The sequence below is a fragment of the Klebsiella africana genome (genome assembly GCF_020526085.1).
In the GTDB taxonomy this organism is placed as follows: domain Bacteria; phylum Pseudomonadota; class Gammaproteobacteria; order Enterobacterales; family Enterobacteriaceae; genus Klebsiella; species Klebsiella africana.
Window position 1 is genome coordinate 3,608,700 of record NZ_CP084874.1, and the last position, 19,389, is coordinate 3,628,088.

At 55.7% G+C, this 19,389-nt stretch carries 19 protein-coding genes, 7 tRNA genes and 2 other RNA genes; 5 read left to right on the forward strand and 23 right to left on the reverse strand.

The genetic code is table 11. The annotated features are described in order from the left end of the window. Positions 1–2: 2 nt before the first annotated feature. The 3 genes from galK to gpmA all read left to right on the forward strand — a co-directional run bounded on the left by galK (position 3) and on the right by gpmA (position 3,230). Positions 3–1,151 (forward strand): galactokinase, encoded by a 1,149-nt coding sequence (galK, locus tag LGL98_RS17455; protein WP_136029689.1) that lies wholly within the window; start codon positions 3–5, stop codon positions 1,149–1,151. Further along, the gene (gene galM, locus LGL98_RS17460; protein ID WP_136029676.1) at positions 1,145–2,188 is read left to right on the forward strand and encodes a galactose-1-epimerase; all 1,044 of its coding nucleotides are present in this window, start codon (positions 1,145–1,147) and stop codon (positions 2,186–2,188) included. Before galK ends, galM begins: the two co-directional genes overlap by 7 nt. Before the next feature lie 289 nt (positions 2,189–2,477). Then, positions 2,478–3,230, forward strand: a complete 753-nt coding sequence (gpmA, locus tag LGL98_RS17465) for a 2,3-diphosphoglycerate-dependent phosphoglycerate mutase (RefSeq protein WP_002895089.1) — start codon at positions 2,478–2,480, stop codon at positions 3,228–3,230. Positions 3,231–3,303: 73 nt separating this feature from the next. On the opposite strand, the gene aroG is transcribed toward gpmA, so the two are convergent. Next, the gene (gene aroG, locus LGL98_RS17470; RefSeq protein WP_004223705.1) at positions 3,304–4,356 is read right to left on the reverse strand and encodes a 3-deoxy-7-phosphoheptulonate synthase AroG; all 1,053 of its coding nucleotides are present in this window, start codon (positions 4,354–4,356) and stop codon (positions 3,304–3,306) included. A 315-nt stretch (positions 4,357–4,671) separates the two neighbouring features. Here aroG and LGL98_RS17475 point away from each other — a divergent pair, with 315 nt between their 5' ends. Both LGL98_RS17475 and zitB read left to right on the forward strand, forming a co-directional pair. Continuing rightward, complete coding sequence (locus LGL98_RS17475) at positions 4,672–5,037, forward strand: YbgS-like family protein (RefSeq protein ID WP_136029678.1); 366 nt, start codon at positions 4,672–4,674, stop codon at positions 5,035–5,037. A 117-nt stretch (positions 5,038–5,154) separates the two neighbouring features. Continuing rightward, complete coding sequence (gene zitB, locus LGL98_RS17480; protein WP_136029680.1) at positions 5,155–6,099, forward strand: CDF family zinc transporter ZitB; 945 nt, start codon at positions 5,155–5,157, stop codon at positions 6,097–6,099. Here zitB and pnuC read toward each other — a convergent pair. From pnuC to cydA, 22 genes are all read right to left on the reverse strand, one after another. Further along, positions 6,096–6,815, reverse strand: a complete 720-nt coding sequence (gene pnuC / locus LGL98_RS17485) for a nicotinamide riboside transporter PnuC (RefSeq protein ID WP_004151689.1) — start codon at positions 6,813–6,815, stop codon at positions 6,096–6,098. The genes zitB and pnuC overlap by 4 nt on opposite strands. A 35-nt stretch (positions 6,816–6,850) precedes the next feature. Further along, a complete protein-coding gene (nadA, locus tag LGL98_RS17490) occupies positions 6,851–7,894 on the reverse strand; it encodes a quinolinate synthase NadA (protein ID WP_040153374.1) in 1,044 nt (347 codons plus the stop codon). 291 nt (positions 7,895–8,185) lie between these two features. Further along, positions 8,186–8,323, reverse strand: a non-coding RNA gene (locus LGL98_RS17500) — RtT sRNA. A gap of 95 nt (positions 8,324–8,418) precedes the next feature. Then, positions 8,419–8,554: non-coding RNA, RtT sRNA (locus LGL98_RS17505), on the reverse strand. A 22-nt stretch (positions 8,555–8,576) separates the two neighbouring features. Next, positions 8,577–8,652 (reverse strand) — tRNA-Lys (locus tag LGL98_RS17510). 133 nt (positions 8,653–8,785) lie between these two features. Continuing rightward, a tRNA-Lys gene (locus LGL98_RS17515) sits at positions 8,786–8,861 on the reverse strand. Between the two features lie 146 nt (positions 8,862–9,007). Continuing rightward, a tRNA-Lys gene (locus LGL98_RS17520) sits at positions 9,008–9,083 on the reverse strand. Positions 9,084–9,086: 3 nt separating this feature from the next. Beyond that, positions 9,087–9,162: transfer RNA gene (locus tag LGL98_RS17525), tRNA-Val, on the reverse strand. A gap of 79 nt (positions 9,163–9,241) precedes the next feature. Continuing rightward, a tRNA-Lys gene (locus LGL98_RS17530) sits at positions 9,242–9,317 on the reverse strand. A gap of 2 nt (positions 9,318–9,319) precedes the next feature. Next, a tRNA-Val gene (locus LGL98_RS17535) sits at positions 9,320–9,395 on the reverse strand. A 125-nt stretch (positions 9,396–9,520) separates the two neighbouring features. Further along, positions 9,521–9,596, reverse strand: a tRNA-Lys gene (locus LGL98_RS17540). A gap of 161 nt (positions 9,597–9,757) precedes the next feature. Continuing rightward, positions 9,758–10,552, reverse strand: coding sequence for a cell division protein CpoB (gene cpoB / locus LGL98_RS17545; protein WP_136030867.1), 795 nt, complete (start codon positions 10,550–10,552; stop codon positions 9,758–9,760). Between the two features lie 9 nt (positions 10,553–10,561). Beyond that, a complete protein-coding gene (pal, locus tag LGL98_RS17550) occupies positions 10,562–11,086 on the reverse strand; it encodes a peptidoglycan-associated lipoprotein Pal (RefSeq protein WP_002895068.1) in 525 nt (174 codons plus the stop codon). 34 nt (positions 11,087–11,120) lie between these two features. Continuing rightward, positions 11,121–12,413, reverse strand: a complete 1,293-nt coding sequence (gene tolB, locus LGL98_RS17555) for a Tol-Pal system beta propeller repeat protein TolB (protein ID WP_136030865.1) — start codon at positions 12,411–12,413, stop codon at positions 11,121–11,123. A 129-nt stretch (positions 12,414–12,542) separates the two neighbouring features. Next, positions 12,543–13,856: a cell envelope integrity protein TolA gene (tolA, locus tag LGL98_RS17560; RefSeq protein WP_136030863.1), complete on the reverse strand. Its 1,314-nt coding sequence runs from the start codon at positions 13,854–13,856 to the stop codon at positions 12,543–12,545. Positions 13,857–13,955: 99 nt separating this feature from the next. After that, positions 13,956–14,384, reverse strand: coding sequence for a colicin uptake protein TolR (gene tolR / locus LGL98_RS17565; RefSeq protein ID WP_002895061.1), 429 nt, complete (start codon positions 14,382–14,384; stop codon positions 13,956–13,958). Between the two features lie 3 nt (positions 14,385–14,387). Further along, positions 14,388–15,080 (reverse strand): Tol-Pal system protein TolQ, encoded by a 693-nt coding sequence (gene tolQ / locus LGL98_RS17570; RefSeq protein WP_025711806.1) that lies wholly within the window; start codon positions 15,078–15,080, stop codon positions 14,388–14,390. Then, on the reverse strand, positions 15,077–15,481 hold the full coding sequence (gene ybgC, locus LGL98_RS17575) for a tol-pal system-associated acyl-CoA thioesterase (protein WP_025711807.1): 405 nt from the start codon (positions 15,479–15,481) through the stop codon (positions 15,077–15,079). The genes tolQ and ybgC overlap by 4 nt, the downstream gene beginning before the upstream one ends. Positions 15,482–15,630: 149 nt before the next feature. Beyond that, a complete protein-coding gene (gene ybgE, locus LGL98_RS17580) occupies positions 15,631–15,915 on the reverse strand; it encodes a cyd operon protein YbgE (RefSeq protein WP_008805691.1) in 285 nt (94 codons plus the stop codon). 130 nt (positions 15,916–16,045) lie between these two features. Next, positions 16,046–16,159: a cytochrome bd-I oxidase subunit CydX gene (gene cydX, locus LGL98_RS17585; protein WP_004100325.1), complete on the reverse strand. Its 114-nt coding sequence runs from the start codon at positions 16,157–16,159 to the stop codon at positions 16,046–16,048. 15 nt (positions 16,160–16,174) lie between these two features. Beyond that, positions 16,175–17,314 carry a cytochrome d ubiquinol oxidase subunit II gene (cydB, locus tag LGL98_RS17590; RefSeq protein WP_136030861.1) on the reverse strand — a complete coding sequence of 380 codons (1,140 nt, stop codon included), beginning with the start codon at positions 17,312–17,314 and terminating at the stop codon, positions 16,175–16,177. A 15-nt stretch (positions 17,315–17,329) separates the two neighbouring features. Beyond that, positions 17,330–18,898 carry a cytochrome ubiquinol oxidase subunit I gene (cydA, locus tag LGL98_RS17595; protein ID WP_002895047.1) on the reverse strand — a complete coding sequence of 523 codons (1,569 nt, stop codon included), beginning with the start codon at positions 18,896–18,898 and terminating at the stop codon, positions 17,330–17,332. Positions 18,899–19,389: the final 491 nt, after the last annotated feature.

A 19,389-nucleotide genomic window follows, 5' to 3' on the forward strand; every position in this document is an offset into this window, starting at 1 on the left:
TGATGAGTCTGAAAGAGAAAACCCAAACCCTGTTTACTGACGCCTTCGGCTACCCGGCCAGCCATGTCATTCAGGCGCCAGGCCGCGTCAACCTGATCGGCGAGCATACCGATTATAACGACGGTTTTGTGCTGCCCTGCGCCATCGACTACCAGACGGTGATCAGCTGTGCGCCGCGCGACGATCGTACGGTGCGGGTGATTGCCGCCGATTACGACAATCAGACCGATGAGTTCTCTCTCGACGCGCCGATTATCAGCCACGACACCCAGCAGTGGTCGAACTATGTCCGCGGCGTGGTAAAGCATCTGCAGCAGCGGAATAGTCATTTTGGCGGCGCGGATCTGGTGATCAGCGGCAATGTGCCGCAGGGTGCGGGATTAAGCTCCTCAGCCTCGCTGGAAGTCGCCGTCGGCACCGTGTTCCAGCATCTCTATCATCTGCCGCTGGACGGCGCACAAATCGCCCTGAACGGCCAGGAGGCGGAAAACCAGTTCGTCGGCTGCAACTGCGGCATCATGGATCAGCTGATTTCGGCGCTGGGTAAAAAAGACCACGCGCTGCTGATCGACTGCCGTTCGCTGGGTACCAAAGCTGTCTCAATGCCGAAAGGCGTGGCAGTAGTGATCATCAACAGCAACTTTAAGCGTACCCTCGTCGGCAGCGAGTACAACACCCGTCGTGAACAGTGCGAAACCGGCGCGCGCTTCTTCCAGCAGCCCGCTCTGCGCGATGTCACCCTTGAACAATTTAACGCTGTGGCCCATGAGCTGGATCCGATCGTCGCGAAGCGCGTACGCCATGTGCTGACGGAGAATGCCCGCACCGTGGAAGCCGCCAGCGCTCTCGAAAAAGGCGACCTGAAGCGCATGGGTGAGCTGATGGCCGAATCCCATGCCTCGATGCGCGATGATTTCGAGATCACCGTCCCGCAGATCGACACCCTGGTGGAGATCGTTAAGGCCGCGATCGGCGATAAAGGCGGCGTGCGCATGACCGGCGGCGGCTTTGGCGGCTGCGTGGTAGCGTTGGTCCCGGAAGATCTGGTCGATACCGTTCAGCTGGCCGTTGCCAATGAGTATGAAGCGAAAACCGGAATTAAAGAGACGTTCTATGTCTGCAAACCGTCACAAGGGGCTGGCCAATGCTAACGCAAACCACCGCGCTGGCGCCGGACGGCCAACCATGGCAGCAGGTGACCCTGCGTAATAAGGCGGGGATGACCGTCACCGTGGCGGACTGGGGCGCGACGCTGCTCAGCGCCGAGGTGCCGCTGGCCGATGGCAGCCTGCGCCGACCGCTGCTGGGCTGCGCAAAGCTGGAAGACTATGCTCGGCAGGCCGCATTTCTTGGCGCCTCGGTAGGCCGCTACGCCAACCGTATCGGCCACAGCCGCTTCCCGCTTGACGGCCAGGTCGTCAACGTCACGCCGTCAAACGACGCGGGCCATCAGCTTCACGGCGGCCCGGAAGGGTTTGATAAACGCCGCTGGCGCATTGTCCGCGCCGACGAGCAGGAAGTGCTGTTCGCCCTGACTTCGCCCGATGGCGATCAAGGCTTTCCGGGCACCCTGCAGGCCACCGCGCACTATCGTCTGACCGACGATAACCGCATCGCGATTACCTATCGCGCCACCGTGGACCAACCCTGCCCGGTGAACATGACCAATCACGTCTATTTCAACCTCGACGGTGAGCAGAGCGATGTGCGCCAGCATCAGCTACAGATCTTCGCCCAGAGGTATCTGCCGGTGGAAAGCGACGGTATCCCGGGTGGCGAACTGAAAGATGTTGCTAACACCAGCTTTGATTTCCGCCAGCCGAAAACCATCGCCGCCGACTTCCTCGCGGATGCCGATCAGCAAAAGGTGAAGGGATACGATCATGCCTTCCTGCTGGATGCCAAAGGCGACGCCAGCCAGCCTGCGGCACAGGTCTGGTCACAGGATGGCAAGCTGCAGATGACGGTTTATACCTCCGCCCCGGCGCTGCAGTTTTACTCCGGCAACTACCTCGGCGGCACCCCGTCGCAGACGACGGAGCCCTACGCCGACTGGCAGGGGCTGGCGCTGGAGAGCGAATTCCTGCCGGATTCGCCGAACCATCCGCAATGGCCGCAGCCGGACTGTGTATTACGTCCAGGCCAGGAGTACGTCAGCCTGACGGAATATCAGTTTATCGCCCGATAACCGCCAGCGCCTCCATCGGGGGGCGCTGTTTTTCGTCGCCCCCGCCACCCTTCCGCCTCTTTTTTCAGCAATCCGCTCTATTTTCCGTCACTAGAGGACAAAAAAATAACCTGTGTTTTACAAGCACCTTACACTGAGCCACTATTTTCGCTATGGTTAGGGATAAGCATTGCCGTGAGCCAAATCACGGCAATATAATGAGAATAGTTATCAATCAATAACACATACACCATCACATTCAGCGCGTCGCTCGCGGCGCGAGGGATGGCGTGTAGAGAGGAGTGAGAGAATGGCTGTAACTAAGCTGGTACTGGTTCGTCATGGCGAAAGCCAGTGGAACAACGAAAACCGCTTCACCGGTTGGTACGACGTTGATCTGTCCGAGAAAGGCGTTAGCGAAGCGAAAGCAGCGGGTAAACTGCTGAAGGCTGAAGGCTTCAGCTTTGATTTTGCTTATACCTCCGTGCTGAAACGTGCCATCCACACCCTGTGGAATGTGCTGGACGAACTGGATCAGGCCTGGCTGCCGGTTGAGAAGTCCTGGAAGCTGAACGAGCGTCATTACGGCGCGCTGCAGGGCCTGAACAAAGCGGAAACCGCTGAGAAATACGGTGACGAGCAGGTCAAACAGTGGCGTCGCGGCTTCGCCGTCACTCCGCCGGAGCTGACCAAAGACGACGAACGCTACCCGGGCCACGATCCGCGCTATGCAAAACTGACCGACGCGGAACTGCCGACCACTGAAAGCCTGGCGCTGACCATCGACCGCGTCGTGCCTTACTGGAACGAAACCATTCTGCCGCGCCTGAAAAGCGGTGAGCGCGTGATCATCGCCGCTCACGGTAACTCCCTGCGCGCGCTGGTTAAATACCTCGACAACATGGGCGAAGACGAGATCCTCGAACTGAACATCCCGACCGGCGTACCGCTGGTGTATGAGTTCGATGAAAACTTCAAGCCGATCAAACATTACTATCTGGGCAACGCGGAAGAGATCGCGGCGAAAGCTGCTGCCGTCGCCAACCAGGGTAAAGCGAAGTAATTTCTCCTGGTGAGAACACAAAAGCGTGGAAATCTCCACGCTTTTTTTATGACCTGCGCTAGCGCGGAGTAGCTTAGCCGCGGCGGGTTTTCACCGCTTCCGCCAGCTGACGCAGGATCGTTTCGGTATCCTCCCAGCCGATGCAGGCGTCGGTGACGCTCTTGCCGTAGGTCAGCGGTTCACCGCTCTCAAGGCTCTGGTTGCCTTCCACCAGATGGCTTTCAATCATCACGCCCATAATGGCGCGCTCGCCGCCGGCGATTTGCTGGCATACGTCGGCACCCACTTCCATCTGCTTCTTGAACTGCTTGCTGGAGTTGGCATGGCTGAAATCAATCATTACCTGGGCCGGAAGACCCGCTTTCGCCAGACCGATTTTTACTTCCGCCACGTGCTTCGCGCTGTAGTTCGGCTCTTTGCCGCCGCGCAGAATAATATGGCAGTCGCCGTTACCACTGGTATTCACGATGGCGGAGTGGCCCCACTTGGTGACCGACAGGAAACAGTGCGGCGCGCCAGCGGCGTTGATCGCATCGATAGCCACCTTGATGGTGCCATCGGTACCGTTTTTAAAACCCACCGGGCAGGAGAGTCCGGAGGCGAGCTCACGGTGCACCTGGGATTCGGTGGTACGCGCGCCAATGGCGCCCCAGCTCATCAGATCGGCGACATACTGTGGGGTGATCATATCGAGGAACTCCCCCGCCGCTGGCAGGCCGCTGTCGTTAATGTCCAGCAGCAGTTTGCGCGCGATACGCAACCCGTCGTTGATGCGGAAGCTGTTATCCATATGGGGATCGTTGATAAGCCCTTTCCAGCCGACGGTGGTGCGCGGTTTTTCAAAATAGACCCGCATGACGATCTCGAGCTCGCCCTTCAGCACCTCGCGCAGGGGCAACAGGCGGGAAGCGTACTCTTTCGCCGCCGCCGGGTCGTGAATAGAACAAGGCCCAATCACCACCAGCAGACGGTCATCGTCGCCTTTGAGGATCTGATGGATCGCTTTGCGAGCATGTGCAACGGTGTTTGCAGCATTTTCGGTAGCAGGGAATTTTTCCAGGAGCGCAACGGGAGGTAATAATTCGTTGATCTCTTTAATGCGTAAATCGTCGTTCTGATAATTCATCTTCTTTCCAGCGTTGCCATACTTATTCAATGAAATGCAATCCCTCCAATCTATCTCTTCGCTGAAATAGTGTAAACGTGATTTTACAGTAGTGATGGAATAATCCTGGAAATAGGCAAAAATACGCCATAAAGTAGCGAAACCAGGCTCATGAACTACAATATTTAACTGTTAAAGCTAATTAAGCCTTACGTTTCAGGATTATATAGTGACACTGCGATCGTCTGCGGAGTCTTAAACCATAGCGAGTCAGATCCCTGGCACACTCACCGCTGGAGGCGTATTTGCCGCTTCCCGACCCAACAGGAGTATCCGATGAACATGAAAAAACTGACGACCCTTTTGCTCACCGCCACTTTAGGTCTTGCCAGCGGCGCTGCCCTGGCGGCAGATACCGGCGCCCAGTCCAATAATGGTCAGGCCAACTCTTCCGCCGATGCCGGCCAGGTGGCGCCCGATGCCCGTGAAAACGTGGCGCCAAATAACGTGGATAATAGCCAAATCAACTCTGGATCTGGGGGCACCACGGGCTCGTCGATGAGCCAGGACAATATGTCGAGCGATGAAGTACATAAAAATTCGATGTGTAAAGACGGTCGCTGTCCGGATACTGGTAAAAAACTGGACAACGGCGGCAACATGAACCAAGACAACAGCAAAACCGACGGCACCACCCAGTAACACATGAGGTGGGCAGATCGAAGAAAAGGCGAGCTGGTCTCGCCTTTTCTTCGTTTTTTATCGCTCTCTGTTTATGATGTCATAGCGTAATAATGATAACTATTAAGGGACGACACTATGGCGCACTCGCATTCGCACTCCTCTATCCAGGCTCCGGATAACAGCAACGCCCGCCGGCTGCTATGGGCGTTTATTGTCACCGCCGGCTTTATGCTGATTGAAGCCGTCGGCGGCGCGATCTCCGGCTCGCTGGCCCTGCTGGCGGATGCCGGCCATATGCTCACCGACTCCGCCGCTCTGCTGTTTGCGCTGCTGGCGGTTCGCTTCGCCAACCGTCCCCCGAATGCCCGCCATACCTTTGGCTGGCTGCGTTTAACCACCCTGGCGGCGTTTCTCAATGCGATTGCTCTGGTGGTGATCACCCTGCTGATTGTCTGGGAGGCGATTCAGCGCTTCCAGCATCCGCAGCCGGTAGCCGGCGTGACGATGATGGTCATTGCAGTCGCTGGTCTGCTCGCCAACGTGCTGGCGTTTTGGATCCTGCATCGGGGTAGCGAAGAGCGGAATCTTAACGTACGCGCCGCAGCGCTACACGTGCTTGGCGACCTGCTGGGCTCGGTCGGCGCGATCGTGGCGGCCGTGGTGATCCTCACCACCGGCTGGACGCCTGTCGACCCGATCCTTTCCGTGCTGGTTTCCTGCCTGGTATTACGTAGCGCCTGGCGATTGCTGAAAGAGAGTCTGAATGAATTGCTGGAAGGCGCGCCGCGCTCGCTGGACGTCGCGGCCCTGCAACGGGATATCCGCCGCTCTATCCCGGAGGTGCGCGATGTTCACCACGTCCACGTCTGGCTGGTGGGGGAAAAACCGGTGATGACGCTCCATGTTCAGGTGGTCCCGCCGCACGATCATGATGCGTTACTCAACCGTATCCTGCATTTTCTCGAACATAAATATGAAATTGAGCATGCCACGGTGCAGATGGAGTACCAGCCCTGCAGCGGCCCGGAGTGCCATCTCAACACGATGCACGCCGGGCACGAACATCACCACCACCATTAGCCAGAAAACGCGTGAGAACCTCGCTCACGCGCACTGTTTATCCACATCCGGCTGCCGTTCAGCGCAATGAACGTCAGCAAGAGGTATTCCAGCGACATGGCATAGACGCCCTGGCGGGCAAAAATCACCACGCTTATCACGTTGACGATCACCCACAGCAGCCAGTTTTCAACATACTTGCGGGTCATTAAGATCATCGCCACCACCGACAGCACCGTCATACAGGAGTCCCAGAACGGGAAAGCATCCGGCTGCAGTTCCGGCATAGTGACCTGCAGACCCAGCGCTTGCATCAGGCTGACCGCGATCCGCGTCAGGAAAGCAAAAAACGGGTTGATAAACAGGGTCAGCAAACCGATCGCCACCACGCAGGCCGCCAGCCAGCCTAGGGCTTTGCTGCGCGGCAACCAGCGGATCTGCAGCTCAGCTTCGTGGTTGCTGCTTTGTCGCGACCAGGCATACCAGCCATAAACGTTGGCGGCAAAGAAGAACAGCTGCAGCAGCAGGCTGGCGTACAGCTGGATCTGAAAGAAGATGATGGCGAACAGCGTGACGTTGACCAGTCCAAAAGCATAGTTACTGATCTTCTCCAGGCTCGCCAGCCAGATACACAACAGCCCGGCAATCGTCCCCACCGCTTCTATCCACGACAGATCGTAACCCCCGGCGCCGATGGGTATATGTACTAAGATATTCTGCGTGCTAAAAAAATCCATTTCATCCCCTCAGCATCTTGCGATGCGACAATACGTTATCCCCGAAGTGTAGCCGCAAAATCCAGCATCCGGTTAAGCGGAATCAATGCCCCGGTGCGCAGCGCTTCGTCGACATGGATTTCATGTTCAGCGCCGCCCTGCTCGAGTCCCTCGGCAATGGCCTTCAGGCCGTTCATTGCCATCCACGGGCAGTGCGCGCAACTGCGGCAGGTCGCCCCTTCGCCGGCGGTGGGGGCTTCCAGCAGCGTTTTCTCCGGTACCGCCTGCTGCATTTTATAGAAGATACCGCGATCGGTGGCCACGATCAGCTGGCGCTGGGGCAAACTTTTCGCCGCCGCAATCAGCTGACTGGTGGAGCCTACGGCATCCGCCATCTCGACAATCGCCTGCGGCGATTCGGGATGGACCAGCACGGCGGCTTCCGGGTGAAGAGCCTTCATCCGCGTCAGCGCCTGGGTTTTGAACTCATCATGCACAATGCACGCCCCCTGCCAGCACAGCACGTCTGCACCGGTCTGACGCTGGACATAGCGCCCAAGGTGGCGGTCCGGCGCCCAGAGGATCTTTTGACCCAGGCTGTCCAGATGATCAATCAGTTCGACGGCGATGCTGGAGGTCACCACCCAGTCGGCGCGAGCCTTCACCGCGGCAGACGTATTGGCATAGACCACCACGGTGCGGTCAGGGTGGGCGTCGCAAAAGGCGTTGAATTCCTCAATCGGACAGCCCAGATCCAGTGAACACTCGGCGTTCAGGGTCGGCATCAGAATGGTCTTTTCCGGGCTGAGGATTTTAGCGGTTTCTCCCATAAAACGCACCCCGGCGACCAGCAGCGTGGAGGCCGAATGTCGGGCGCCAAAGCGCGCCATCTCCAGCGAGTCGGCGATACAGCCGCCGGTCTCTTCCGCCAGCTGTTGAATTTCGGGATCGGTGTAGTAATGCGCCACCATCACGGCGTCGCGCTCGCGCAGCAGGCGCTTGATTTTTTCACGATAAAATTGTTTTTCGTCGACGGTCAGCGGCTGCGGTTTCGCAGGGAAAGGGTAAATCGCCGTTTCAGGATCAAACATTACGCTCATCATGCAATCTCGTTTTACTGGCTTAACTCTAAGACCGTCAGTATGGCCTGTCTGCGCCTTAATACGGTCATGGTGTTTTATATGCTAAACAAGATAGCCGATTGCGAGCAAAAAGTCGTGATAAATTTTGTACATAAGCACCTATTCCCCGGGGACGATGCTACGCATCTTCCCGGGCTACCGGTTCGTGCCTTATGGCGCCACGGTAAGCGGCGGCAGGGGGTCATGCTGAAGTAGCATTGTGGAGAATGACGCATAGCAAAAAGGCGCCTTTAGGGCGCCTTTTTACATTGGTGGGTCGTGCAGGATGACTCGGCTTCGCCTCGCCATACGGGCCGTCGCCGCTAGCGGCTCCGTTGTCTCACTGCGTTCGACCCGAACCTGCTGCAGAGAAACTCGTCTCATCCTGAGACTCGCCCTGCGGGCCAACGCTGCCACGTTGTGCAAAATTGTTCCCGACAATTTTGTCGAATCGTTGAGTTCTGCGCATAGCAAAAAGGCGCCTTTAGGGCGCCTTTTTACATTGGTGGGTCGTGCAGGATGACTCGGCTTCGCCTCGCCCTACGGGCCGTCGCCGCTAGCGGCTCCGTTGTCTCACTGCGTTCGACCCGAACCTGCTGCAGGTTCGAATCGTTGAGTTCTGCGCATAGCAAAAAGGCGCCTTTAGGGCGCCTTTTTACATTGGTGGGTCGTGCAGGATTCGAACCTGCGACCAATTGATTAAAAGTCAACTGCTCTACCAACTGAGCTAACGACCCCTTGCGGGATTTTGCTACTGTAATCATTCAGGATGGTGGGTCGTGCAGGATGACTCGGCTTCGCCTCGCCCTACGGGCCGTTGCTGTCGCAACGTTATCCTTCACGTTCAACATCTAAGTTAAATGCTGAAATTGGTGGGTCGTGCAGGATTCGAACCTGCGACCAATTGATTAAAAGTCAACTGCTCTACCAACTGAGCTAACGACCCGCTCTGGTATTACCTGAATAATTTCACTCGACACCAATATTGAAATTGGTGGGTCGTGCAGGATGACTCGGCTTCGCCTCGCCCTACGGGCCGTTGCTGACGCAACGTTATCCTCCACGTTCAACATCTGAGTTAAATGCTGAAATTGGTGGGTCGTGCAGGATTCGAACCTGCGACCAATTGATTAAAAGTCAACTGCTCTACCAACTGAGCTAACGACCCGAGTGGTGGGTGATGACGGGATCGAACCGCCGACCCCCTCCTTGTAAGGGAGGTGCTCTCCCAGCTGAGCTAATCACCCGATACTACGCTGGATACTACCGATACTGCGTCCACCGACCCCATCATTCACATTTAACACCGACGTTCGATGTTAAAGATGGTGGGTCGTGCAGGATTCGAACCTGCGACCAATTGATTAAAAGTCAACTGCTCTACCAACTGAGCTAACGACCCGGTGGTGGGTGATGACGGGATCGAACCGCCGACCCCCTCCTTGTAAGGGAGGTGCTCTCCCAGCTGAGCTAATCACCCGATACTACGCTGGATACAACTAAGTGGTGGGCCGTGCAGGATGACTTGGCTTCGCCTCGCCCTACGGGCCGTTGCTGACGCAACGTTATCCTTCACGTTTTACTATCGCGTTCCACCAGAACGATTGGTGGGTCGTGCAGGATTCGAACCTGCGACCAATTGATTAAAAGTCAACTGCTCTACCAACTGAGCTAACGACCCACTCTGGCATTGCTTTGGGCTTGTTTGATATCCCTTGGCAACGGCGGCATATATTACTGATTTCAGAATTCAGCGCAACTAAAATTTCGATAAAGATCACTTAACTGCTGGCGATTCAGGCGACAAGACCAGAAATAACGCGATTTCTGGTCATGCCGTAATCAACCAAGAGCATTAAGTCGTTTTTGCGCTTGTTTGGCACCGTCGGTGCCGGGGAATTTATTGATCACCTGCTGGTAAACCGCTTTCGCTTTCGCGGTATCACCCTTGTCCTGCATGATCACGCCGACTTTAAACATCGCGTCAGGCGCTTTCGGCGATTTCGGGTAGTTCTTCACTACCGAGGCGAAGTAAAACGCCGCGTCGTCTTTTTTCCCCTTATTGTAGTTCAACTGTCCGAGCCAATAATTGGCGTTCGGTTGATAAGTTGAATCCGGGTACTTTTTGACGAAGTTCTGAAACGCCACCATTGCGTCATCCTGGCGTGAGGCATCCTTCACCAGAGCAATAGCGGCATTGTAATCGGTGTTCGCATCGCCGGTCATCGCCGGGGCGCCTGACGAGGCCGCTGGCGCTGCGCTGGTGGCAGCCGCGCTCTGATCGCCAGAAGACGCCGGCGCCTGCGCCCCTGACGCAGCGCCACCACCGCTGCTCAGACTATCTATCTGCAGCAGAATCTGCTTCTGGCGCTCAACAATCTGATTTAGCTGATACTGGTTCTCCTGGATTTGGCCACGCAGAGAATCAATGTCAGTCTGGTTATCAGAGAGTTGTTGCTGGAGTTGGGTTAAAAGCTGGCTGTGAGCATTGGAAATACGCTCGAGTTGAGTGACGCGGTCTTCGACCGAGCCTGAGCCGACACTACTGATTGGCGCCTGAGCAAAAGCGGCCCAGGGGGCCGCTATGCCAACCAGTAACGACAGACTCAATAAATGATGTCTGAAGTTACTGCTCATGCAATTCTCTTAGTAAACCAGTACGGCGCGACGGTTTTTGGCATATGCCGCTTCGTCATGACCCAGTACTGCTGGTTTTTCTTTACCGTAAGAAACGATGGAGATCTGATCGGCAGAAACACCTTTGCCCTGCAGATACATCTTAACGGCGTTAGCACGACGCTCACCCAGAGCGATGTTGTATTCCGGCGTACCGCGCTCATCCGCGTGACCTTCTACAGTCACTTTGTAGGACGGGTTGCTGCGCAGGAAGTTAGCGTGCGCGTCCAGCATAGCAGCGAAGTCAGAACGGATATCGTACTTGTCCAGATCGAAGTAAACGATGTTGTTCTGCTGCAGCTGCTGCATCTGCAGACGAGCTTGCTCTTCAGAAGACATGTTGCCGCCGTTACCGTTAGCGTCCATACCAGTGCCGGCACCCAGCATGCCTTCACCGCTCTGGTCGTTGCTGGCGTTCTTGTTAGAAGAACATGCCGCGATTGCCATAACCGGCAGAGCGATCATCAGCCCTTTCAGCACTTTGTTCAGTTGCATTTCTTTGATTCCTTTAATAATCAATTATTTATTATCACAGATACGGCGACCAGGCAGGTGATTTTACCTGTCCATCAGTTGCCGGAAGACGCGCTTTGAAACGCCCATCTGTAGAAACCAGATTCAGCACGGATCCCATCCCCTGAGAAGAGCTGTAGATTACCATAGTGCCGTTAGGTGCCAGACTTGGCGTTTCGTCTAAAAACGTTGATGACAGAACCTGTACACCACCCGCTTCCAGATCTTGTTTGGCAATGTGCTGCTGACCGCCGGCCGAGCTGACCATTACCATGGTTTTACCATCCGCGCTCACGTCGGCGTCCTGGTTCTGCGAACCTTCCCAGGTGATACGCTGCGGCGTGCCGCCATTAATGTTGACTTTATACACCTGCGGACGACCGGCCTGGTCAGAGGTGAAGGCCAGGTTCTGGCTGTCCGGGAACCAGCTTGGTTCGGTGTTGTTGCTGCGACCGTTGGTCACCTGACGAATCTGACCCGAGCCCAGGTCCATCACATACAGGTTCAGGCTACCGGTTTTCGACAGCGCGAACGCCAGTTTAGAGCCATCCGGTGAGAACGCTGGCGCACCGTTGTGCTGCGGGAAGGAGGCAATCTGACGCACCGCGCCGTTCGCCAGGGTCTGAACCACCAGCGCGGAACGACCGCTTTCAAAGGTCACGTAGGCCAGTTTAGAACCGTCCGGAGACCAGGCCGGGGACATCAGCGGCTGGGAGGAGCGGTGAACCAGGAACTGGTTGTAACCATCGTAGTCGGACACGCGCAGTTCGTAAGGGAACTGACCGCCGTTTTTCTGCACCACGTAGGCGATACGGGTACGGAAGGCGCCCTTGATGCCGGTCAGCTTCTCAAACACCGCGTCGCTGGCAGCATGCGCCGCGTAGCGCAGGTACTGCTTAGTGACTTTAAAAGAGCCTTGTGCCAGCGTTGTGCCCGGCGCACCGCCGGTGTCCACCAGCTGATACGCCACCTGATAAGAACCATCCGGGTTTTGCGTCACCTGGCCGACGACTACGGCGTCAATACCCAATGCAGACCAGGCTGCAGGCTGCACTTCCTGGGCACTGGTCGGCTGCTGCGGCAGACGAGAGCGATCCAGCGGGTTGAATTTACCGCTGTTGCGCAGGTCAGCTGCCACGATACCACCGACATCTTCCGGCGCAGCGCCCTGGCCGGCCCACTGGAACGGTACCACGCCGATAGGGCGCGCCGAGTCCACCCCCTGGGTGATCTCGATACGTACTTCTGCGTGCAGCACCGCCGCCCACAGCATTAAAAAACCAAATGCTACTCGTAATGCCTGCTTCATCATATCTCCCTTATCCGGGCGGAAAGCCCACGATAATTTAGCAGAATGTTAACAAACTCAAATATACAAAACTACCAAAACCCTGTGACTACCATAGATTGTTTTTCCCCGTTTGCACGGGGAAAAATGTCACTGAGGTTTGAAGTCCAGTGGCGCATTTTTGAAGACTTCATATACTGCCTGGCTAGGTGGTTTCGGGAACTTAGCCTGTCGGGCTGCGGCAAGAGCGGCCTGGCACAGAGCAGGATCACCACCTTCGGACTGTATATTTAACAACAGGCCGTCAGGAGCAAGTTTGATACGCAAGGTGCATGTTTTGCCTGCATAGGACGATGCGTCATAAAACTTACTTTCAATCGCCGACTTTATCTGTCCGGCATAGTTGTTGATATCAGCCCCTGAGGCACTGTTTTTAGTATTACCACTCCCGGCAGCGGAGGCATTGTTTCCTTTGGCCCCACCGCCTGTTTTAGGCGCATTCTTACCAGAGCTCAGATCGCCAAGCAGGTCGTCAACGCCGTCCGCTTCTTTCGCCGCCGCCGCTTTTTTCGCTGCCGCGGCCTTGGCTGCTGCCGCTTTGGCCGCTTTATCGGCGGCTGCCTTCTCTGCTGCCGCCGCTTTGGCTGCCGCCGCTTTTTCAGCGGCTGCGGCTTTCTCGGCGGCGGCCTTCTCAGCGGCTGCTTTTTGCGCGGCAGCTTTTTCAGCGGCTGCTTTTTCTGCCGCTGCCTGCTTAGCCGCTTCCTGCTGAGCTTTCTTCTCCGCTTCCTGCTGGGCTTTCTTCGCTGCTGCCGCTTCCGCTTTCTTCTGTGCCTCTGCCGCGGCTTTCGCTGCTTCGGCTTCCGCCTGTTTCTTCGCATCGGCGGCCGCTTTCGCTGCCGCGGCTTCGGCCTGTTTCTTCGCGTCAGCAGCGGCTTTAGCCGCTGCCAGCTCTGCCGCTTTTGCCTGGGCGTCTGCCTTCGCTTTTGCGTCGGCAGCCGCTTTAGCAGCGGCTTCCTGCGCTTCTTTGGCCTGCGCATCCGCTTTAGCTTTCGCCGCCGCGGCAGCCTTGGCAGCCGCTTCCTCAGCCTGCTTCTGCTGTTCCTTCGCTTCTTTCGCCGCTTCCTGCGCCTGCAGCCGTTCCTGTTCGAGCTGTTTCAGCCGTTCCTGTTCCGCAGCCTGTTTCTCACGTAACTCTTCTGCCTGCTGCTGCGCCTGTTTTTCACGCTGCTCAGCGGCGCGACGTGCGCTGGCCTGCTGCTGTTGCTGACGGTTATAGTTATTTACCACCGCCCCCGGATCGACCATGACGGCATCAATGGACGATCCCCCGCCGCCACCGGCAGAAGCATCCAGATGCTCGTCAAACGAACTCCAGATCAGTAGCGCGATCAGAATGATGTGCAGCGCGACTGAAATGATGATCGCTCGTTTAAGCTTGTCGTTTTGTTCGGTTGCCTTTGACACTATCGGTTCCCAAAAACTGTTCGCCTGTACCCGCGATGCGCGCCGACGGCGAACGATACCCGCCATCGGACGCCGCGCGGGCGCACCTACCTGTAGCGATTAAATAGGTTTGGTCATCAAGCCGACCGATTTAACCCCTGCGCTATGCAACAGGTTCAGCGCTTTAATAATTTCATCGTAAGGGACGTCTTTCGCACCGCCGATCAGGAATACCGTTTTCTCATTGGCTTCAAGACGACGCTTCGCTTCGGCAATCACCTGCTCCGGGGGCAGCTGGGACAGCGTCTCCTGCCCCACTTTCACGCTGTACTGCCCTACCCCGGAGACTTCCACAATCACCGGCGGATCGTCATTGCTTTTCACTGCTTGCGATTCCGTGGCGTCCGGCAGATCGACTTCCACGCTCTGCGTAATGATCGGCGCCGTTGCCATAAAGATCAGCAACAGCACCAGCAGGACATCCAGCAGCGGAACGATGTTAATCTCGGACTTCAGTTCGCGACGTCCGCGTCCACGTGCTCTGGCCATGGCTTACCCCTTATTGCTTTCGCTGCTGGTAAAGGCCTGACGGTGCAGAATGGCGGTGAACTCTTCCATAAAGTTGTCGTAATTCAGTTCAAGCTTGTTCACGCGCTGGTTCAGGCGGTTATACGCCATGACCGCCGGAATAGCAGCGAACAGACCAATCGCGGTGGCGATCAGCGCTTCAGCGATACCCGGCGCCACCATCTGCAGGGTGGCCTGCTTCACCGCGCCAAGGGCGATAAAGGCGTGCATGATCCCCCAGACGGTACCAAACAGACCGATATACGGGCTGATGGACCCCACGGTGCCGAGGAACGGAATATGGGTTTCCAGCGTTTCCAGTTCGCGGTTCATCGAAATACGCATCGCGCGCGAGGCCCCTTCGACAATCGCCTCCGGCGCATGGCTGTTGGCCCGATGCAGACGCGCAAACTCTTTGAAACCGCTGTAGAAGATTTGTTCCGAACCGGTCAGGTTATCGCGACGCCCCTGGCTCTCCTGGTACAAACGGGACAGCTCGATCCCGGACCAGAATTTGTCCTCGAACGCTTCAGCTTCACGCGCGGCCGAGTTAAGGATGCGCGTTCTCTGAATAATGATAGCCCAGGAAGCGATAGAAAAACCAATCAAAATCAACATGATAAGTTTAACCAGAAGGCTCGCCTTCAGGAACAAATCAAGGATATTCATGTCAGTCACTGCTTAAACTCCGCGACAATAGACTTGGGAAGCGCACGAGGCTTCATTAAGAGTGGATCAACGCACACAATGAGAACCTCAGCTTCGTTTAACACTGTATTCTCGGCATTGACGATTCGCTGCGTGAAAACCAAAGAGGTGCCGCGCATCGAGGTAATTTCCGTCTGGACTTCGAGCATGTCGTCGAGTCTGGCGGGGGCAAAATACTCCAGCGTCATTCTGCGAACCACGAAGGCAACGCGTTCAGCCAACAGCACCTGTTGACTAAAGTGATGGTGGCGCAGCATCTCTGTGCGTGCTCTTTCATAAAAAGCGACGTAACTGGCGTGGTAAACCACACCACCGGCATCGGTATCTTCGTAGTAGACCCGAACCGGCCATCGAAACAGCGTTGTATTCACTTTACATCCCGGTAATGCAAAAAAAGGTTAGAGCTTTCAAACTTCGCTACTATACGCGCGGGAAAGGTGGTTTGGAATGGGGGAAAGTAAACGGGGCGTAAATTTTTATGGGCTTATGCAAGCCCATACCATTAACAGAGATCTCTTATTCAAAAGAAGAAAAAGAAGAGACCTAAAGCGAGCACAATATCAGCGATAAGCGGACAAAAAATCCCCTGCCAGTGAACAGCACGCGGACGGAAGCCCACGCCGTGGATAACACCGCTGCAAACCGCCCACATCAGCAAGAAACCATGCCAGATTTCCAGCTCGCTGGTCTTCGCCGCAAAGCGCGACGGATCCCAGAAGATGCAGCCGGCCAGCAGCAGCGCCATCAATAAGGAAAGCGCCCTTAACGGGCGCTTGTCCATTATCGCATACATATACTTTATCATTCACGTCGCCTCTTTGTTGGCTACGTCTGCTTACCCCAGTCACTTACTGGTGTAAGCTCCTGGGGATTCACAGACTTGCGGCCTCGATGCAACCCGAATGATTTCGTATATCGCATCACGATAATACTCATCAATGTTCTTCTTTACCTGCTTTGGTGGCTTCCACGTGCTCAAGCGCCAGCGCGGTAATCACCCCAAAGGCACAGGCAAGCAGCGTTCCCAAAATCCATGCGAAGTACCACATATATAGCTCCTTACCTTAGTACAGCGAGTGGGTGTTCTTTTCGATGTCTTCGCGCGTGATGCGGCCAAACATCTTCCAGTAACACCAGCTGGTGTAAACCAGAATGATCGGCACGAACACAATCGCCACGTAGGTCATCAGGTTCAGCGTCCGCTGGCTGGAAGTCGCGTCCCACATCGTCAGGCTGGCGTTCAGCATGGTGCTGGACGGCATGATGAATGGGAACATCGCGATACCGGCAGTCAGAATGATGCAGGCCAGGGTCAGCGAGGAGAACAGGAATGCCCAGGCGCCTTTATCCGCTTTGGTCGACGCGATGGTCAGCAACGGCAGCACCACGCCCAGGGCAGGCACCGCCCACAGCGCTGGCATATTGTTAAAGTTCACCATCCACGCACCAGCCTCACGCACCACTTCTTTGGTCAGTGGGTTCGACGGACCGGTATGGTCAATCACCGATTTCACCACATAACCGTCGATGCCGTAGTAGACCCACACGCCCGCCAGCGCGAAGCAGACCAGCGTCACCAGTGCCGCAACCATGGAAACGGTGCGAGTACGCAGGTGCAGTTCGCCTACGGTACGCATCTGCAGGTAGGTGGCGCCCTGAGTCAGGATCATCGCCACGCTGACGATACCGGCCAGCAGACCAAACGGGTTTAGCAGCTGGAAGAAGTTACCGGTATAGAACAGACGCAGGTATTCGTCGACATGGAACGGCACGCCCTGCAGCAGGTTGCCGAAGGCCACGCCAATCACCAGCGGCGGCACGAAGCTGCCGATGAAGATGCCCCAGTCCCACATGTTGCGCCAGCGGGTGTCCTCGATCTTGGAACGGTAGTCGAAACCGACCGGACGGAAGAACAACGAGGCCAGCACCAGAATCATCGCCACATAGAAACCGGAGAACGCCGCGGCGTAGACCATTGGCCAGGCAGCGAACAGCGCGCCGCCGGCGGTGATCAGCCACACCTGGTTACCGTCCCAGTGCGGAGCGATGGCGTTGATCATAATCCGACGCTCGGTGTCGTTACGGCCGAGGAAACGGGTGAGCATGCCCACCCCCATGTCGAACCCGTCGGCGACAGCGAAGCCAATCAGCAGAATGCCAATCAGCAGCCACCAGATAAAACGCAATACTTCATAATCGATCATTTGACGACTCCTGTCTTAGCGTGCCGACTGAATAGCCGCAGAGGACTGTTCAAAGTGATAGCGGCCGGTTTTCAGGCTGCTAGGTCCTTTGCGGGCAAACTTGAACATCAGGAACAGTTCAGCCACCAGGAACAGCGTGTACAGACCGCAGATCAGCAACATAGAGAAGATCAGATCGCCCGCGGTCAGCGACGAGTTGGCCACCGCTGTCGGCAGGACCTCACCAATCGCCCATGGCTGACGGCCATATTCGGCAACAAACCAGCCCGACTCCACGGCAATCCACGGCAGCGGCAGGCCATAGAACGCGGCGCGCAGCAGCCATTTTTTCTCGCCAATGCGGTTACGGATCACGCTCCAGAAAGAGGCGCCGATAATCAACAGCATCAGGATGCCGCACGCCACCATGATACGGAAGGCGAAGTACAGCGGCGCGACGCTCGGAATAGAGTCTTTGGTCGCTTTGGCGATCTGCTCTTCGGTGGCGTCAGCGACGTTCGGGGTATAGCGCTTCAGCAGCAGGCCATAACCGAGGTCTTTTTTCACGTTATTGAACTGGTCGCGAACGGCCTGGTCGGTCGAACCGGCACGCAGTTGCTCCAGCAGCGCGTACGCTTTCATCCCGTTACGGATACGCTCTTCGTGCTGAACCATCAGATCCTTCAGACCGATAACCGGCTTATCCACCGAGCGGGTGGCAATGATGCCCAGTGCGTAAGGGATCTGGATCGCGAAGTGGTTGGTTTGCGCATTCTGATCGGGAATACCAAACAGAGTAAAGGCCGCCGGTGCAGGCTGGGTTTCCCACTCTGCTTCGATAGCCGCCAGTTTGGTTTTCTGCACGTCACCCATTTCGTAACCGGATTCGTCACCCAGCACAATAACGGAGAGGATCGCTGCCATACCGAAGCTGGCTGCAATGGCAAAGGAGCGCTTGGCAAAAGCAAAGTCGCGACCTTTCAGCATGTACCAGGAACTGATAGCCAGGATGAACATCGCGCCGGTGACATAGCCTGAGGCCACGGTGTGGACGAACTTAACCTGGGCGACCGGGTTGAGCACCAGTTCGGAGAAGCTGACCATCTCCATACGCATGGTTTCGAAGTTGAAGTCCGATGCGATTGGGTTCTGCATCCAGCCGTTAGCGACGAGGATCCACAGCGCGGAGAGGTTGGAGCCCAGCGCCACCAGCCAGGTGACCGCCATGTGCTGAACTTTACCGAGACGATCCCAACCGAAGAAGAACAGACCTACAAAGGTGGATTCGAGGAAGAAGGCCATCAAGCCTTCAATGGCCAGCGGCGCACCGAAGATATCGCCCACGTAATGTGAGTAATACGACCAGTTAGTCCCGAACTGGAACTCCATGGTCAGACCGGTCGCCACACCCAGCGCGAAGTTGATACCAAACAACTTGCCCCAGAATTTGGTCATATCTTTATAAATCTGTTTGCCGGAAAGGACGTAGACCGTCTCCATGATGGCCAGCAGGAACGCCATACCGAGCGTTAGTGGCACAAACAGGAAGTGGTACATCGCGGTCAAGGCAAACTGTAAGCGCGACAGTTCGACTATATCTAACATCATGACTCCTTGCTCATCGCATGAAGACTCCGAAAATGAACCGAGAAGCTCTGGCTCATACGCATGCCCCAATACAAATTTTATTTGTCGCCCGCCCAAAGCAAGTTTCAACTGAAGGTGAAACCATGCCAGGACAAGGTTACAAATACGTTAACGAAAAACCCAATTGATTCCCCAATATATTACGCCGCAATAACCTTACAATAAATATGTTTTTATTGTTCCAGTTTTACATTTTTCGACGGTGATCAATATATAGCGAAGATGGCCTGTTTAAGCCAATTTGACTTGAGACAATTTAACGTTTTTTGAATGATTTTTCCAAGTATTAAGTATTGATATAAATCAATTTTTACTCTATGTGTTAATTATGTGGCTCAATAAAGAATATTGGTGAATTTAATGTTAAAACTATGTTTATAGCATAGCCTTGTTGGTTACTAAAAAGAGAGATATGAGAATCATAGGTAATATTATTTAACGTCGTGGAA